Origin of the sequence: Komagataeibacter sucrofermentans DSM 15973 (assembly GCF_040581405.1) — a bacterium.
GTDB classification, from domain to species: domain Bacteria; phylum Pseudomonadota; class Alphaproteobacteria; order Acetobacterales; family Acetobacteraceae; genus Komagataeibacter; species Komagataeibacter sucrofermentans.
This window is the reverse complement of sequence record NZ_CP137157.1, coordinates 2,676,376-2,690,425: the sequence shown is the minus strand read 5'-3', so window position 1 is coordinate 2,690,425 and position 14,050 is coordinate 2,676,376. Positions and strand designations below refer to the sequence as shown.

General features: G+C 67.1%; 8 protein-coding genes and 1 tRNA gene. 8 read left to right on the top strand and 1 reads right to left on the bottom strand.

Going from position 1 to position 14,050, the window contains the following annotated elements; all coding sequences use genetic code 11:
• The first annotated feature begins 307 nt into the window (after window positions 1-307).
• From R5N89_RS12735 to R5N89_RS12710, 6 genes are all read left to right on the top strand, one after another.
• Entirely contained in the window at window positions 308-2,551 is a 2,244-nt protein-coding gene (locus tag R5N89_RS12735; RefSeq protein WP_110569512.1) for a peptidase domain-containing ABC transporter, read from the top strand.
• Window positions 2,548-4,002: an HlyD family type I secretion periplasmic adaptor subunit gene (locus R5N89_RS12730; RefSeq protein ID WP_110569513.1), complete on the top strand. Its 1,455-nt coding sequence runs from the start codon at window positions 2,548-2,550 to the stop codon at window positions 4,000-4,002. Before R5N89_RS12735 ends, R5N89_RS12730 begins: the two co-directional genes overlap by 4 nt.
• Before the next feature lie 11 nt (window positions 4,003-4,013).
• Window positions 4,014-5,759, top strand: coding sequence for a tetratricopeptide repeat protein (locus R5N89_RS12725; RefSeq protein WP_110569514.1), 1,746 nt, complete (start codon window positions 4,014-4,016; stop codon window positions 5,757-5,759).
• Window positions 5,756-8,701: a glycosyltransferase gene (locus R5N89_RS12720; protein ID WP_354680683.1), complete on the top strand. Its 2,946-nt coding sequence runs from the start codon at window positions 5,756-5,758 to the stop codon at window positions 8,699-8,701. Before R5N89_RS12725 ends, R5N89_RS12720 begins: the two co-directional genes overlap by 4 nt.
• An 82-nt stretch (window positions 8,702-8,783) precedes the next feature.
• Entirely contained in the window at window positions 8,784-9,950 is a 1,167-nt protein-coding gene (locus R5N89_RS12715) for a hypothetical protein (protein ID WP_110569586.1), read from the top strand.
• Between the two features lie 31 nt (window positions 9,951-9,981).
• Window positions 9,982-11,229 (top strand): glycosyltransferase family 4 protein, encoded by a 1,248-nt coding sequence (locus R5N89_RS12710; protein ID WP_110569515.1) that lies wholly within the window; start codon window positions 9,982-9,984, stop codon window positions 11,227-11,229.
• 105 nt (window positions 11,230-11,334) lie between these two features.
• Here R5N89_RS12710 and ppa read toward each other — a convergent pair whose 3' ends face one another.
• Window positions 11,335-11,862 carry an inorganic diphosphatase gene (gene ppa, locus R5N89_RS12705; RefSeq protein ID WP_061272287.1) on the bottom strand — a complete coding sequence of 176 codons (528 nt, stop codon included), beginning with the start codon at window positions 11,860-11,862 and terminating at the stop codon, window positions 11,335-11,337.
• Between the two features lie 262 nt (window positions 11,863-12,124).
• Between ppa and R5N89_RS12700 the strand changes: the two genes are divergently transcribed.
• Together R5N89_RS12700 and ettA are read left to right on the top strand one after the other, a co-directional pair.
• Window positions 12,125-12,198: transfer RNA gene (locus R5N89_RS12700), tRNA-Ile, on the top strand.
• Between the two features lie 98 nt (window positions 12,199-12,296).
• Window positions 12,297-13,976, top strand: a complete 1,680-nt coding sequence (ettA, locus tag R5N89_RS12695) for an energy-dependent translational throttle protein EttA (protein WP_110569516.1) — start codon at window positions 12,297-12,299, stop codon at window positions 13,974-13,976.
• Window positions 13,977-14,050 lie beyond the last annotated feature (74 nt).

Here is a 14,050-nt window from a genome sequence, read left to right as displayed (position 1 = left end):
CAAAAAATAATCTGGTCATGGGCAGCCATCCGTCCAGCCTCCCCCGGCACATGCAATTCCGGCTGTATCCGCCACATGGGCAGCAGGCGCGGGGCGTGGACTGTTCATGAACACGACAGGAAGAAGGGGGCCGTTTCTGTCCCGCAATACACGCCCATGACACGACATTACCACGGCATTCATTCTCCCGTGGTGCGGGCCGGGCATTTTATCGGTGCTGCAAACCGGGGGTGTTAAGGAACTTTTTGCTTTCTGTCCCTACCTTTGGCCGCATCACTAGACAGAGCGTGCAACGCAAAGGGGTGCCGTGGGCCATCCAGACCAAGCAGGTGATGGCGTCGGGGGGCAGGCTGCGCCACGGCGCGCGCCGGAACTGATCCGCCTGCAGGCCGTGCTGCGCGCGGCACGCTTTCATGGCATTGACCTCGACGTACGCGATTTTGCCGGGGAAGAGGGCGAGCGTGCCCCCTCCATTCCCGCCCTGGCGCGCTGGGTGGAGGAAAACGGCGGCACGGCACGGGGCATGCGCCTGCAATGGCGCGACCTCGTGCGCCTGCGCGACGTGCCGCCGGTCGTGCTCATGTTTGCCGATGGTTCGGCGGGGCTCATGGTCGGCGCGGATGAAGCCGGTGGCGTGATCTGGCTGGCCGATCCCTTCGCCAGCCCCGACACGTCTCCGGTGGCAGTCGATGCCCTGCGGCTTGAAGCGGTCTGGACGGGCGATGTGCTGCTGGTGCGTGGCCAGCATGACAGCACGCGCTCCGAGCCGCCGGTCGATTTCGCGTGGCTGCGCCGCCTTGTGCTGGGCGAGCGCAGGCTGCTGCGCGATGTGGTGCTGTCCTCCATGGTGATCAGCATGCTGGCCATCTTCCCGCCGCTTATCGTCATGCAGGTGATCGACCGGGTGGTGAACTTCCATTCCATGGCCACCCTGGTCTCGCTTGCCGGGCTGGTCGTGGTCATGGGGTTTTATGAAATCCTGCTTACCCATGCACGGCGCGAGATCACGCTGGTGCTCACCACGCGGCTGGATACGCGCATCTCGCTTGCGGTGTTCGACCGGCTGCTGGCCCTGCCGCTGGAGTTTTTCGAGCGCGAGCAGGCAGGCAACATCATCGGCCGCATCAGCGCCATCTACAAGGTGAGGCAGTTCATGACCGGCAAGCTGCTGGGCACCTTCCTCGACCTGTTCACCCTGCTGGTGGTGCTGCCCTTCCTGTTCTGGCTCAGCACCGCGCTGGCATGGATGACCGTTGTGGGCGCGGCGCTGATTGGCGTCATCATCCTGCTGGCCATGCCTACAGTGGGGCGGCTGATCAACCGGCAGGTCCGCGCCGAAATGGCCCGCAGCGCCGCACTGTATGAAACTGTAGCCGGAATCCGCACCGTCAAGACCCTGGCGCTGGAGCCGGTGCGCCGCGCAGTGTGGGATGAAAAGACCGCCGATGTCGTCACCGCCTCGCTCGATGCCGGGCGCATGGGCAACTGGGTGGGCACGGCGGTCATGCCGCTCGACCTGTTCATCAATCGCGGCATCATCCTCATCGGGGCATATATGGCCATTACCTCCACCAGTTCGGGCATGGAGGCGGGCGCGCTCATGGCGTTCATGATGCTGGGCGGGCGCGTGGCCTCGCCGCTGGTGGGCATGGCCCGGCTGATCGATGATTTCAACGAGGTGCGCGCCGCCCTGGCCGAGACCGGTTCCGTGCTCAACCGCCCGACCGAGACCCGCGCGCTCACCACCGGCCTGCGCCCGCCGCTGCACGGGGCGCTGTCGTTTTCCAATGTGTGCTTTACCTATCCCGGCGCTTCCGCGCCCGCGCTTGATGACATCACCTTCAGCGTGCCCGCGGGCACCATGCTGGGGCTGGTAGGGCGCAGCGGTTCGGGCAAATCCACCATCACGCGGCTGCTGCAGGGCGTAAGCCGCAGCTATACCGGCCACCTGCGGCTCGATGGCATAGACCTGCGCGAGATCAACCTGACCTATCTGCGCCGCTCATGCGGGGTGGTGCTGCAGGACAACTTCCTGTTTCGCGGCACCATCCGCGACAACATCATCGCGGGCCGACCGGGCCTGACGCTGGAGGACGTGGTGCGCGCCGCCCGCCTTGCGGGAGCGGAGGAATTCATCGAGCGCATGCCCGCGGGCTTCGATACCTGGATCGAGGAAGGATCCACCAACATCTCTGGCGGCCAGCGCCAGCGCCTCGCGATTGCGCGCGCGGTCATCTCCGACCCCAAGCTCATGATCTTTGATGAAGCCACCTCCGCGCTCGACCCCGAGAGCGAGGCGGTGGTCAACGCCAACCTGCGCCACCTCGCGCGCGGGCGCACCATGGTGATCGTGTCGCACCGGCTGGCTTCGCTGGTGGAATGCCACCAGATCTGCGTGCTCGACCATGGGCGCGTTGTCGATATCGGCACGCATGCCGAACTGCTGGAGCGCTGCACCATCTACCGCACGCTGTGGATGCAGCAGAACCGCCTGCCCGAAACCGGTGAGAACGCCGCAGAACTCGCCGCCATGCACGGAGACGCGGCATGAGCGGGCAGGCCCTGATCCCACCGCCCGATGCACAGGGCGGCCCTGCGGAGGGCGCGATCCTGTCGGTGCTGCCGCCGCCTACGGCGGATGTGCCAACCGACCTGCCGCCCGCGCTGCTGTCCTTTTACTCGCCCAGTGCTGCGCTGGTGAGCCTGCCGCCGTCGGATGCGGCGCGTTATGTGGTCTGGCTGATCGCGGCCCTTGCGGGGGCGGGGCTGCTGGTCATGACCTTTCTGCCGCTTGACCGGGTGGTAAGTGTCAATGGCAGGCTCACTCCGTTTGACGAGACGATGGTCATCCAGCCGCTCGAGACCGCAATCATCCGTTCGATCGACGTGCATGAGGGCGACAGCGTGCGCAAGGGGCAGGTGCTCGCCCGGCTCGATCCCACCATGACCGATGCCGACGTGACCAACCTGCGCCGCCAGGTCATGGCCTATCGCGCCGAAGTGGCGCGCCGCACCGCCGAGGCCGCGGGCCAGTCCTACAAAGCGGATGTCAACGACCCGGCTTCCGTGCAGGAAGCGGCGGCCTTTTTGCGGCGTGAAGCCGAATACACGGCCCAGATGGCCAATTACGACCGCCAGATCGCGGGGCTGAAAAGCGAGTTGCAGGGCTATGAGGCCAGTGCCGCGATGTATGCCGCCCGCGCCCGCGTGGCGCGTGACGTGCAGGACATGCGCACCCGCCTGCAGCACGAGCAGGTGGGCAGCAGGCTCTCCACGCTCGCGGCGCAGGACAGCCTGATGGAGGTGGTGCGCTCGCAGGTTTCCGCCCGGCACGAGGCAGACAGCACCCGCGCCCGTCTCGACGGCATGGTGGCGCAGCGTGATGGCTATGTCAGCAACTGGCATGCGACCGTGTATCAGGATCTTGCCCTGGCCCAGCACCGCCTGGCCGATGCCGAGGGCAGCTACAGCAAGGCCATGCTGCACCACGACCTTGTCATCATGCGCGCAGACCGCGATGCGGTGGTGCTGAGCATCGCCCATCTTTCCGCAGGTTCGGTCATTCAGGCGGCCAGCCCGCTCATGACACTGGTGCCCGCTGCAGCCCGGCTTGATGTCGAGGCCACGCTGCGCGGGGTGGATGCGGGTTATGTGCGCGCGGGCGATCACGCGCTGCTCAAATTCTCGGCTTTCCCCTACACGCAGTATGGCGGAGCTGATGCCACGGTGCGCGTCATCAGCCCCGATGCGTTTACCGATGCCTCGGGCCGTCCGGGCGGCAGCGGCGCGCAGACGGGCGAGGAAGACGGCGACCCGATGAACGCCTTCTACCGCGTGCGCCTTTCCATCGACCGTTACACCCTGCATGGCGTGCCGCCTTTTTTCCACCCGCAGCCCGGCATGCCGGTCGAGGCCGATATTCATATCGGGCGGCGCACCATGATGCAGTACCTGCTCAACCGCCTGCTGCCTGCCGTGACCGACGGCATGCGCGAACCCTGAGCGGGGGCGGTATGCGCAAGCTGTTTTCCCGCTGGCGGGAGGGGTTCTCCGCGCAGGGGCGGCTGCAGCGCGCCATAGGCTGGCTGGAGCACGAAGGCCGCGCCCCGCAGGGTTTCGCCCTGCTGGGCCGGCTGGCGCAGGATGGCATGGTGCCAGCACAGTACCAGGTAGCCCGTGCCTATCTGGAAGGTCAGGGCGTGCCGCGGAGTCCGACCGAGGGCGTGCGCTGGATGCACCGTGCCGCAACCGCCGGGCATGCCGAAGCCTGTTTTGCCATGGCGCTCATGCTGCTGGTCGACCCGCCCGATGGCAGGGGGGCCGATGGCCTGCTGCCCACGGTGCTGCCTGCGGGCATCGAGCGCTGGCCCGACCCTGTTGCCGCAACCGGCTGGGCACAGCGTGCGGCTACGCTCGGCCTGCCCGATGCGCAGGCGCTCTATGGCTACCTGCTGGCCTGCGGGCCTGACAGCGTGCGCGACCCGGAGGCGGCGCGCCTTTGGTGCGCGCGCGCGGCACAAGCGGGGTGCCCGCAGGGTGATCTGGGGCTTGCGGTGGCCCATCTGGCAGCCGAGGCACCGGGCACCGACCCCGATGCGGTGGCAGCGCTGAACCGCGCGGCGGAAAGCGGCCTGCCCACCGCGCAGTACATGCTGGGCCTGTTGCATGAGCGCGGCTGGGGCGTGGCGCGTGACGGTGCCCGCGCCGCACTGTGGTATGAACGCGCGGCCGAACAGGGCGTGCGCCCGGCACAGGCCCGCTATGGCGCGCTGCTGCTGCATGACCGGGCGGATGGCCCGCGCAATATGCTGATGGCCGAGACATGGCTGCGCCGCGCGGCCCTTGGTGGCGACCGCGAGGCCGCTGCGCTGCTTGGCGACCTGCATGCACGCGGTGAGGCGGCGATTCCCGCCGATCATGAGGCGGTTGCGTGGTACCGCATGGCCGCAGGGCAGGGTCATGCGCTGGCCTGCCGCATGCTGGCCGTGCTGTACCAGCAGGGGCGCGGCGTGGCGGCTGACCCCGAACTGGCCCGCCAGTGGCTGGAACGCGCGGCGGAACTTGGCGATGTAACGGCCATGAGCGACCTTGCCGCAACCTTGCAGGCCCATGCGGAGGAACCGGCCGCCACCACGCCCGCTCTGGTTGATTTTGAACCGGCGGCACGGGCGGGTGACCCGGTTGCCACCTTTAACCTCGCTGTCAGCCTGCATGGCGGTGTGGGGCGGCCCGTGGACCGCGTGGCGGCAGCCGCGTGGATGGAACGCGCGGCCCGCGCGGGCGTGGTCAATGCCGCTTACTGGCATGGCCGCATGCTGCTTGAGGGCGATGGCGTGGCGGCTGATCCGGCGCGCGCGCGGCAATGGCTGGAGCAGGCGGCCACGCATGGCCTGCCCGAGGCCTGTCTTGCCGCAGCCCAGCTCCGGCTGGAGGGGCGCGGCGGCCCGCGCGACCATGCGGGGGCGCTGGCCCTGTATCACAAGGCCGCCGCCGCTGGCCGGGCTGGGGCGATGTTCTCGCTGGGTGCGCTGTATGGTGGCGGCCACGACATAACGCCCGACCGGGCGCAGGCGCTGCACTGGTTCATGCAGGGGGCCGTGGCGGGCCACGCGCTGGCCCAGCTTATGGCGGGGCGCTATCTGGCGCGGGGACTGGCCGGGCCGGTAGATCCCGTGCAGGCCCGCCACTGGCTGGAACAGGCCAGCGCACAGGGGCTGGATGCAGCGCGGGCCGAATGCGCGCAACTGCCGCGCGGATGAGCAGGCGACCGCCCCACACAACACCTGACAACGTGCCGGAGGTGGAGGTCAGCGGCGCCATGCGGCAGGCATGGCGGCATGCGGCGGATGGGCGGCACGGGCAGGCCGTTGCGTGGATGGCGCGTGCGGGGCGCATGGCCTCGGGTGACAGGGCGGTTCGCTTCGCGCAGGCAGCGGTGCTGCTGGGCGCGGGGCAGGCGGCACAGGCCGCGCGCGCGGTTGAGCAGGTCATGGCGGCGCAGGAATTCCGCACGGGGCTGAAACTGCTGGTGCTGGCCCTGTGCGGGGCCGGGGCATGGACCCGCGCGGCGGCGGCGCTTGAACGGTTTTTTACCCGTTATGGTTTCGATCCCGACCTGCGTGGGGCGGCGGATCTGGTATGCCAGCGCACGGGGCGACCCGGCTGGTGCGCGCTCGCCCCTGATGGGGTGCTGCATTGGGGCAGCCTGCCCGCAGGCGACATGCCTGACATGGCGCTTGATGGCCAGCCCCGCGCCCTGCTGCCGGGCGGCAGTACGGCGCTTCCCTCCTACTGGCGGCATGTGCGCGAGATCAGGGTGCGCCATGCGGGCGCATTGCTGCTGGGCGGTCGCCCCGACCCTGTTGCACTGGGCGCTACGCTGGGGGCGATGTGGCCCGATGACCATGGCCTTGCGGGCTGGGCCTTCATGCCCGCCCGGCCCGATCATTGCCCCGAACTGCACCTGATTGATGCCGGGGGCAGGCGTAGCCTCACGCTCAGGCGCGGCAGGGTGGGCCGACACGACAGCGCGGCAGGTCCCGGCCTGCCGGTCTGGACATTTCATGTGCCGTGGCAGGCCCTGGCAACAGGCGGCAGCGTGCGGGTCGTGCGACCCGACGGGCGGGATGTCACCGGCTCGCCGCTACCCGTCGGGCTTCCCGCCGCCCGGCCCGTGTTTCCCGCCATGCGGGGCCATGGCGCGGCACCGGTGCGCGTGCCACCCGTTGCCCCACGCTGCCGGGTGGTCATTCCCGTCTATGCCGACCGGGTCCGCACGCTCGCCTGTATCGACAGCGTGCTGGCCAGCCTTGATGCCCCGACGCGTCATGTCACGGACATCATGGTGGTGGACGACGCCACGCCGGACCCTGACCTTGCCATCGCGCTGGGCGACCTTGCCGCGACCGGGCGCATTCACCTGCGCCGCCATGCGCGCAACCGGGGCTATCCGGCTGCGATCTGCACCGCGCTGGCGGATGTGCGGGGCGATGACGTGGTGCTGCTCAACAGCGATACATTGGTGGCGCCGGGCTGGCTGGAGGAGATGCGGCACGTGGCCTATGCCCGCGCCGATACGGGCACCGTCTCGCCGCTTTCAAACGATGCGACCATCCTGACATGGCCCGACCCCGCCCATCCTGCCCCGCTGGTGGGCGGGCTTGCGGCGGTGCGGTGGTTGATGGCCGCGGCCCGCCGCGCCAATGGTGGCGGGGATGTGGAGGTGCCGACCACGCACGGGTTCTGCATGTTCATCCGCTATGACTGCCTGCGTCACACTGGCGCATTCCGCCCCGAACTGTTTGGCCGTGGCTATGGCGAGGAAAATGATTTCTGCATGCGTGGCCGCCTTGGCGGCTGGCGGCACCGGGCGGCGGTGGGGGCGTTCGTGGGGCATGTGGGGGGCGTGTCGTTTGCCAGCGCACGGGCTGACCTGCTGCGGCGCAATATCTGGATTCTGAACCGGCTCTTTCCCGGTTATGATGCGCTGGTGGCGGCCCATATCAAGGCCGACCCGTTGCGGGCGGCCCGGCACAGGCTGTCGGTGCTGGTGTGGTGCCGGGGGGCTGCTGCGGCAGGGCTGGCGGGGGCGGTGCTGCTGGTCAGCCATGGCGAAGGCGGCGGCGTGGCCCGCGTGGTGCAAGCGCGCGGGCGGCACTGGCTGGAGGCGGGGCGGTTGCCTGTCGTGCTCGACCCCACGCCCGAGGGGTTCGTGCTGCGTGATGGCAGGCCAGAGGCCGACTGGCCCGACCTGCATTTTGCCTGGCCCGCGCAGGAACCGGCCCTTGTGGCGCTGCTGCGCGCGCTGGGCGTGGCGCAGGTCGAGATCCATCATCAACTGGGGCACGATGCGCGTGCGCGGGCTTTGTGCCGCGTGCTGGCGCTGCCCTGTGATTATTACGTGCATGACTATGCCGGGCTGTGCCCGCGCGTAACATTGGTGGGGCCTGCGGGGCGCTATTGTGGCGAGCCGGATGCGGCAGGATGCGCGGCCTGCGTGGGCGTGCTTGGCTCGGTGGTGGGGGAGCGCGACGTGACGCGCCTGCGCCATGACACGGCCCGTGACCTTGCCGGTGCGCGGCGGGTGATCGTGCCCTCGGCGGAGGTCGCATTGCGGCTGGGCCGGTATTTTCCGCATGTCACGCCCCATGTGCACGCGCTGGAAGATGATGGCCCTGCGCTGTCCCTGCCGCACTTCGCCGCCCAGGATGTCACCGCTGCCGCGACTGGCCTGCCGCCACGGAATGATCGTTGCCGGGTGGTGATCGTGGGGGGAATCGGGGTGGAAAAAGGCCATGCCATCGTGCTTGCGGCGGCACGCGATGCGCGGGCGCGCGACCTGCCGCTGGAATTCGTGGTGGTGGGCCATACGGTGGATGATGCCGCCCTGCTGGAAACGGGCCGCGTGTTCGTGACCGGCCATTATGACGAGGCGGATGGCCTGGCGCTGGTGCGGGGCTGCGCGGGCGATGTGGGCTTCCTGCCCGCGCTATGGCCCGAGACATGGTGCTTCACGCTTACGCTGCTGTGGCGGGCGGGGCTGCGGGCCGTGGCGTTTGATATCGGCACCGTGGCGCAGCGCATCCGGGCCACGGGGCGGGGCGCGTGCGTGCCGCTGGGGCTGCCCGTTCACCAATTGAATACGTTTTTGCTGTCTTATGCACGGGCCGGGCATGACGTGAGCCGCCCGGTGTGTTCCTGACCACTCCCAAGAGGCCCGCCTTGACCTGTCCTGCTCCTGCCTGTGCGCCCGTGCCGTCTTCTTCTCCGTGGGGGAAGCAGCCATGACGCAGACCGCAAACGAACCGGTGCCCCAGGCCAAGCCCGATACCGTGCAGGCCACGGCACGGCTCATGCGGCTGGATGCAGGGCTGTACTGCCTGTTTCATGCCGCCCTGCCAGCCCCCGTGCGCTTTGGCAGGCTGGCAGGCATGCGTGTCAGTGCGCCGCCGGGGGAGGATGGGGTGCGGGTCAGCACGTTTGATGCGCAGGGCTGGATCGGGGCGAGTGCCGGGGCGGCGCTGGTCATGGTGCCTGCAGGTGGTGGGGCAGTGCTGGTCACCACCTATCGCGAGCATGAGGCGCCCAGTGAACTGCCCGCCCTGCAGATTGTCCGCCTCGGCGGCCCGGCTGAGGCCCGGCCTGCCGCGCAACCGGCACGGGTGGCGCAGGCAGCTCCCGCCCCGGCGGCGGGGGGCATGGTTGCCCATATCCAGCACCGGGGCGATGTGCAGGCAGAACTTGGGGCATGGATGGGGGAGAGTGGCAGCGGGCACTGGCTTGAGGGGTTCGCTATCCAGCCATCCCCGGGTATTGCGCCCGGTGATCTCGAATATCAGGCCATACTGGGGCAGGACTGGTTCTCGCCGTGGGTGAATGGGGGCGGATATTGTGGCAGCCGGGGCATGGCGCTGCCCTTGCTTGGCCTGCGCGTGCGGCTGAAAGGGGCAGCGGCGCAGGGCCATGAATGCCAGGTGGAGGCCAGCTTTACCGATGGCAGCCGGAGCGGGCCGGTGGCAGATGGGCCAGTCATGGCCGCAACACAGGCCCCGCTCGAGGCTTTTCGTGTAGTGGTGCGGCCCCGGGTCGCGGCTGAACCGGTCATTCCCGCGCCAGAACCGGTTGATGACGGTGTGGAAGCGCAGTTGCTCGAGGCGCTGCCCCCGCCGGTGGCGCCAGCGCCGCCGGTGGGGCGGGTCCGGCGGGGCAGGCGTGTTCCGCCCCCGCGTGCCGGCAGGGTAATGCCCGCGGCAGGAGCGCAGACCGCGCGTGACGATACACCGCCTGAAGAGACGCAGCGGAAGGGCTCAGGGCAGATGCAGGCCCGCCCGGACCAGCCCGTGCCCTGGTGGCACCGCAAGCCCGGCAGCGCCACGGCGGCCTCGCCTGCCCGGTCGCCCCGCCGTGGTGGTGGAACGCCCCGCAGGCCCCGCGTACTGGCCGATTCATGACCGCAGGCAGCGGGCGCGAGGGCAGGACGGCATGAAATATCTGTTCGTGCACCAGAATTTTCCAGCCCAGTTCCTGCACCTGCTGCGCAACCTGCGGGGGCAGGGCGGCAACGAAATCATTTTCATAAGCGAATCAGGAACGTCCCATATGGCAGGCGTGCGCCGGGTGTCCTATCGCCTGCCGCCCGCGCCGGAACTGGCCGCCCCCGGGCCGGTGGCGGAACTCGCGCGCGCCATGCAGCGCGCGGCGGCAGTGGCGCGGGCGGCACGCACCTTGCGGGATCTGGGTTATGTGCCCGACATCATCATCGGCCATCATGGCTGGGGCGAGATGCTGGACCTGCCCGATGTGTATCCCGGTGTGCCGCTGCTGGGCTATTATGAATTCTTCTATCATCCCACCGGGCTGGATGTGGGGTTTGATCCTGAATTTGCCCCGCCCGCCGATGTGGCCCCCCTGATCCGCGCGCGCAATACGCTCAACCTGCTGGCTCTTGCCCAGCCGGGGTGGGGGCATACGCCCACGCGCTTCCAGCACGCGACCTATCCCGACTGGGCGCGCCCACGCCTGACCGTACTGCCCGAAGGGGTGGACCTGCATAAATGCGCCCCGGACCCACAGGCCCGCCTGTGCCCCTTTACGCTGGGCAGCCTGACCGTGAGGCCTGATGAGAAGCTGGTCACCTATGTCGCGCGTGACCTCGAGCCTTATCGCGGGTTTCATGTGTTCATGCGCGCGCTGCCCCATATTTTGCGGGCGCGGCCTGATGTGCGGGTGGTGCTGGCAGGTGGCGATGGAGTCAGCTATGGCAGCCCCGCGCCGGGCGGGCAGACATGGCGGCAGCACATGCTGGCCGAGCTTGGCGGCGTGCTGGACATGCGGCGCGTACATTTTGCGGGGCAGATAGAATATGATGATTTCCGCCGCCTGCTGCAGCGTTCGGACGCGCATGTCTATCTGACATACCCGTTCGTAGCGTCATGGTCGCTGCGTGAGGCCATGGCCTGTGGTTGTGCGATTGTGGGTAGCCGGACCGCGCCGGTGGAAGAATTCCTGCAAGATGGCCGCACCGCGCGGCTTGTGCCCTTCCTTGCGCCACGGCGCATTGCCGGGGGCGTGGTGGAACTGCTGGAAGATGAAGGGCTGGCAGCGAGACTGCGGACCAATGTCCGCGCCCATGCCGTAAAAACGCTGGCCATGCAGGACTACATGGCGGGCTATCACCGGCTGATCGGGGAACTGACCCACACTGGCAGCAGGCTGACCGATGCCGCCTGACAGGAAGGGGATAAAAGTTTTTGGGCGCTGCCTTTTTTCAGGAAGGCAGCGTTTTTTCAAAGCTTTTGAAAAAAAAGCTTCACCAAAAACTTTTATCGGCAGGGCTTACTTGCCTGCGACGGCCTTGACGGATTCAAGGATTACTTCGCCTGCTACCTTCTTGTCGGCCCAGCCTGCAACCTTGACCCACTTGCCCTTTTCCAGGTCCTTGTAGCGGGTGAAGAAGTGCTCGATCTCCTTGAGCACGATCTCGGGCAGGTCCTCGAGCTTTTCCACGTTGGAATAGTACGGGTGCACCTTGTCGTGCGGCACGCAGATGATCTTTTCGTCCTGGCCGCTCTCGTCTTCCATGCGCAGCACGCCGATGGGGCGCGCGCGCACCACAACACCCGGCACCACGGCGGCGGGCATCAGCACCAGCGCGTCGGTCGGGTCGCCATCGGCGGCCAGCGTGTTGGGAATGAAGCCATAGGCCGCCGGATAGACCATGGGCGTGAACAGGATGCGGTCCACCACCAGTGCGCCGCTATCCTTGTCGATCTCGTACTTGACGCCTGAACCCTGCGGAATTTCGATCACGACATTGATGTCGTTGGGTACGTCCTTGCCGGGGGAAATCTTCGATACGTCCATTGCTGTTCAGGCCTCCTGCTGCCTGTATGTGCGTTAAGGGCCACCCCAGAGCGGAGCGGCATGAATTAACGGGGGATGACGGTATATCTGCCCGCGTTTTCTGTGCAAGTCATGTTCCGTGGCAGGGCGGCCAACCATGAGCCAGATCATGAACCTGTTTTTTTTATGGCGATATCGCCCCTGTAACGGAAAAAATTACGCACAAAAAGGCACGTTGATCTTGCCAAATCCCGCGACATGCGCGAGATCAGGGGCTGCCTGCGCGCCCGTAGCTCAATTGGTTAGAGCGGGCCGCTCATAACGGCTTGGTTGCGGGTTCAAGTCCTGCCGGGCGCAGGCTTTTCAGCATGCGGCACGGCGGGCATGCCCCGATGCAGCCCACGCCGTGCGGTGACTTGACCATTTTCTCATCAGTTTATCAGGAGCCGACCGTCATGGCCGCCACGCAATATGTCTATGTGATGAAGGACCTGACCAAGGCGTATCCGGGTGGGCGTGAGGTCTTCAAGGGCATTACCCTGTCCTTCCTGCCTGGCGTCAAGATCGGTGTGCTTGGCGTCAATGGTGCCGGTAAATCGACGCTGCTCAAGATCATGGCAGGCGTGGAAAAGGAATTTGGCGGCGAGGCCTGGGCCGCCGAGGGCGCGCGCGTGGGCTACCTCGAGCAGGAGCCCAAGCTCGACGAGAGCCTGACGGTGGGCGAGAACGTGGCGCTGGGCTTTGGCGAACTGAAAAAGGCCGTGGACCGCTTCAACGAAATTTCGATGAAGTTCGCCGAGCCCATGTCCGATGACGAGATGAACACCCTGCTGGCCGAACAGGCCGAACTGCAGGAAGTGATCGACGCGGGCGATGGTTGGGAGCTTGACCGCAAGCTCGAGATCGCGCTTGAAGCCCTGCGCTGCCCGCCGGCTGACAGCCCGGTGGAGAAGCTCTCCGGTGGTGAGCGCCGCCGCGTGGCCCTGTGCCGCCTGCTGCTTGAAAAGCCCGACCTGCTGCTGCTCGATGAGCCGACCAACCACCTTGATGCGGAAAGCGTATCCTGGCTGGAAAAGACGCTGCGTGACTACGAAGGCACCGTGATGGTCATCACCCATGACCGTTACTTCCTCGATAACGTCACCAACTGGATTCTTGAGCTTGAGCGTGGCCGTGGCTATCCGTTCGAGGGCAACTATTCCTCCTGGCTGACCCAGAAGCGCAAGCGCCTGGCGCAGGAGGAAAAGGAAGAGAGTGCCCGCCAGCGTGCCCTTGCCGCCGAGCAGGAATGGATCGGCTCCTCGCCCAAGGCCCGTCAGGCCAAGAGCAAGTCGCGTATCGCGCGCTATGAGGAAATGCTGGCCCAGAACAACGAGAAGGCAAACGGCGTTGCCGATATCGTCATTCCGCCCGGCCCCCGCCTTGGCAGCACCGTTATCGAGGCCGAGGACCTGCGCAAGGGCTTTGGCAACCGCCTGCTGATCGATGACCTGAACTTCAAGCTGCCGCCGGGCGGCATCGTGGGCGTGATCGGGCCGAATGGCGCGGGCAAGTCCACCCTGTTCAAGATGATCATGGGGCAGGAAACGCCCGATAGCGGCAAGCTTGTCATTGGTGACACGGTCAAGCTTGGCTACGTGGACCAGTCGCGCTTCAGCCTTGATGACGACAAGACCGTGTGGGAGGAAATCTCCGGCGGGACCGACGTGATCTACCTTGGCAAGCGGGCCGTGCCGTCGCGCGCCTATGTGGGGGCCTTCAACTTCAAGGGTGCTGACCAGCAGAAGAAGGTGGGCGTGCTCTCGGGTGGTGAGCGCAACCGCGTGCATCTGGCCAAGATGCTGCGGCAGGAAAGCAACGTGATCCTGCTCGATGAGCCGACCAACGACCTTGATGTCGATACGCTGCGCGCGCTGGAAGAGGCTCTGGCCGAATTCGCAGGCTGTGCGGTCATCATCAGCCATGATCGCTGGTTCCTTGACCGTCTGGCCACCCATATCCTCGCCTTTGAGGGTGACAGCCACGTGGAATGGTTCGAGGGTAACTTCCAGGCCTATGAGGAAGACAAGCGCCGCCGCCTTGGCCCGGATGCGACCGAGCCGAGCCGGATCAAGTACCGCCCCATCGAGCGCTGATTCCGTTTGCCATCGGCCCCATTATCTGCCTTCAATAAAGGCCGGGTTCACGCTCCGGCCCTGAGGGAGGCAGT

Coding starts and splice junctions, on each gene's coding strand:
- R5N89_RS12730 (WP_110569513.1), top strand. CDS start 2,548: ATGAGCGGGCAGGCCCTGATCCCACCGCCCGATGCACAGGGCGGCCCT.
- ppa (WP_061272287.1), bottom strand. CDS start 11,862: ATGGACGTATCGAAGATTTCCCCCGGCAAGGACGTACCCAACGACATC.
- ettA (WP_110569516.1), top strand. CDS start 12,297: ATGGCCGCCACGCAATATGTCTATGTGATGAAGGACCTGACCAAGGCG.
- R5N89_RS12720 (WP_354680683.1), top strand. CDS start 5,756: ATGAGCAGGCGACCGCCCCACACAACACCTGACAACGTGCCGGAGGTG.
- R5N89_RS12715 (WP_110569586.1), top strand. CDS start 8,784: ATGACGCAGACCGCAAACGAACCGGTGCCCCAGGCCAAGCCCGATACC.
- R5N89_RS12710 (WP_110569515.1), top strand. CDS start 9,982: ATGAAATATCTGTTCGTGCACCAGAATTTTCCAGCCCAGTTCCTGCAC.
- R5N89_RS12725 (WP_110569514.1), top strand. CDS start 4,014: ATGCGCAAGCTGTTTTCCCGCTGGCGGGAGGGGTTCTCCGCGCAGGGG.